At 33.0% G+C, this 2,498-nt stretch carries 3 protein-coding genes; all 3 read left to right on the top strand.

Features of this window, described 5'->3' with window-relative positions; translation table 11 throughout:
* The first annotated feature begins 208 nt into the window (after positions 1–208).
* Complete coding sequence (locus C8N41_RS16695) at positions 209–808, top strand: FEKKY domain-containing protein (RefSeq protein ID WP_115840113.1); 600 nt, start codon at positions 209–211, stop codon at positions 806–808.
* A gap of 173 nt (positions 809–981) precedes the next feature.
* Positions 982–1,671, top strand: coding sequence for a hypothetical protein (locus C8N41_RS16690; protein ID WP_115840112.1), 690 nt, complete (start codon positions 982–984; stop codon positions 1,669–1,671).
* A gap of 169 nt (positions 1,672–1,840) precedes the next feature.
* Positions 1,841–2,389 carry a hypothetical protein gene (locus tag C8N41_RS16685; RefSeq protein ID WP_115840111.1) on the top strand — a complete coding sequence of 183 codons (549 nt, stop codon included), beginning with the start codon at positions 1,841–1,843 and terminating at the stop codon, positions 2,387–2,389.
* The last annotated feature ends 109 nt before the right edge of the window (positions 2,390–2,498 follow it).

Genomic DNA, 2,498 nt, shown 5'->3' with positions numbered 1-2,498 from the left:
CTTGGGTTGCTATCGATGAACATAAATCGGAGTTGGAAAAATGGATTGGAATAAAATAAAAAAACGCACTACAACACCGTGTATAATTAATTGCTAGGTTCTTGCCTACTTGCGAATATTCCTGCGGAATATTCACGGGTTCGTAAAAGTTTGCTAACTTAGTTGCTTAACCACGCAACTAACCATACACAAACACGTTGTGCAACATATGAAAAAACTCATACTGACAATATTATTTCTGAATTCAATAATCGGATTTTCACAAGACAAAGAGGAAATTCTGATTAAAGGAATTGTATTGTCAGAAGTCAACGGAAAGCCTCTTGAAAATGCTTATATAAGTTATAAATCAAGATATAGATATTCAATGACAAACGAAAAAGGAGAATTTGAATATCGATATAAAATTCGAGAAAGAGACAGTTTGGAAACTATTGAATTAACAGCTTTAGGATATGAAAATCTTGATACAATAATCCGAGTTTACAAGCCAAAAGAATACGTGTTTGAATTTGTTATGAAACCAAGATTCGGGCTTAACCGAGAAAAAGCACTTGCCGACATCAAAAATGGAGAAATAAATATATTGGAATCAAGTGGAATCGCACCAGTATTTTATAAATCTGACTCAAAATTTGCGAAAAAATATAACGTCAATTTTGTTGAGTATGGTTGTGAAGCAATTGCAGAAGAAAGTCTCTATGAATATAACAGAACAGTTTTCGAATATTTAGACAAAAAATACGGAAAGAAATGGAGGAAAAAGATTCGAAAAGACATTGTTGGACTTAATGAGGAAAATGAATAAAATACGTTGCACAACAATGTATAACCGCAATTACGGCGGATTCGACTACGTCCGAATCCACTCGGAATTGCTAACGTCAGTGCTAAACCGAAAATTAACGCATATTAACCCGTAACTGCCGGTTATACGAGACCGTTGGCAAGCATTTAAGAAAACCCGAAATCCAATCAAAATTGAGGCAAATAAAAACATTTAGTGACAGTAGATTAGACACTCAATGTGCTTATTGTGGAAAATATCCAGACACGAGAGACCACGTTCCATCTAAAATTCTTCTTGAAAAACCATATCCTGAAAATCTTCCAGTCGTGCCAAGTTGCTTGGAATGTAATAATGGATTTTCATTAGATGAGGAATACTTTGCGTGTTTGATTGAATGCCTAATTTCTGGCACAACAGATTTGGATAAACTTTCTCGAGAAAGTATCGTAAAAACCTTAAAACGAAAAACAAAATTAAAAGCTCGATTGGACGATGCTTTTATAAATGAAAATGGAAAATCACATTTTAGAATCGAACCTGAAAGAATTGAAAATGTGATACTAAAATTAGCTTATGGACACGTAAAGTTTGAGAATAGCGACCGACAATATGAAAAACCTGAACATATAGCTTTTGTTCCTATCGACACATTATCAGAGGACGAATTAAATTCATTCTTTGCAATAACGGAATTACAAAAAGCACCAGAAATTGGAAGTCGAGCAATGCAAAATATGTACCTTACTCAAGACGGAATTCCAATTGACAATTGGAATATAGTTCAAGATGGAATTTATCAGTATTCTGTAACACCAACAATTGGAAATGTAAAAGTAAGAATACTGATTTGGAATTATTTAGCGTGTGAAGTAATATGGTAAAAAACGACTTGCCAACAATGTATAACCGCAATTACGGCGGATTCGACTACGTCCGAATCCACTCGGAATTGCTAACGTTAGTGCTAAACCGAAAAATTTGCGTACTTTAACCCGTAACTGACGGTTATACGAGACCGTTGGGCACAATTTCTAAAAGCAGATAAAAATCATGAATGAATCCTTAAAAATCAAGACTCAAGACGGATTAGTCTATTTTGACAAATTTGAGGAAGCTAAGCTGACATATTATAAAAAAGATAATGGTAAAATTGTAATAAATATTTATGTTTCGGCAGACTCAGAAGATCGCTCAGAAAATGATATTACTTCATTACAAAAACGTTTAAATGAAACATTACATCCTGAAGCATATGAATGCTGGATTGAACTCAGACTTTTCCATACAGAACTGTTAGAGATAGAAGAATTAAATAACTTCACTATTAGAATTGAAAAAGGTTACGACATTAACTTAGAAAATGATTCGGCAGCACATTATGGAATTTGGAGTCCTCGTGAACTCTATAAAAATGAAATCGTATTTCGAGAGAAAGAAAGTCAATTTAAACTGATATGGAAAGCTGTTTCGGATGATGTCAACTATTACAATCATATGGCAAAGGAATGCGATATGGAATTAGAATGTAATTTAAATATCATAGGATTTAACTCGGAAAATGAATATTGGGAATATGAAAAAAAACAACTTGGAATATAGTTTAAACTATGCCCAACAAAGTACTGTGGCAAAAAACAAGTAAAAACTCATTATTTTTTTACTAAAGTACTTTTATAATTTCCATCATATATTAACCCTGATTTAGCTA

This window comes from Winogradskyella sediminis, from assembly GCF_003387355.1.
Taxonomy (GTDB): domain Bacteria; phylum Bacteroidota; class Bacteroidia; order Flavobacteriales; family Flavobacteriaceae; genus Winogradskyella; species Winogradskyella sediminis.
Note: the sequence above shows the minus strand (reverse complement) of the source record. Positions and strands in the feature narration are given on the sequence as shown.

Coding starts and splice junctions, on each gene's coding strand:
- C8N41_RS16695 (WP_115840113.1), top strand. CDS start 209: ATGAAAAAACTCATACTGACAATATTATTTCTGAATTCAATAATCGGA.
- C8N41_RS16685 (WP_115840111.1), top strand. CDS start 1,841: ATGAATGAATCCTTAAAAATCAAGACTCAAGACGGATTAGTCTATTTT.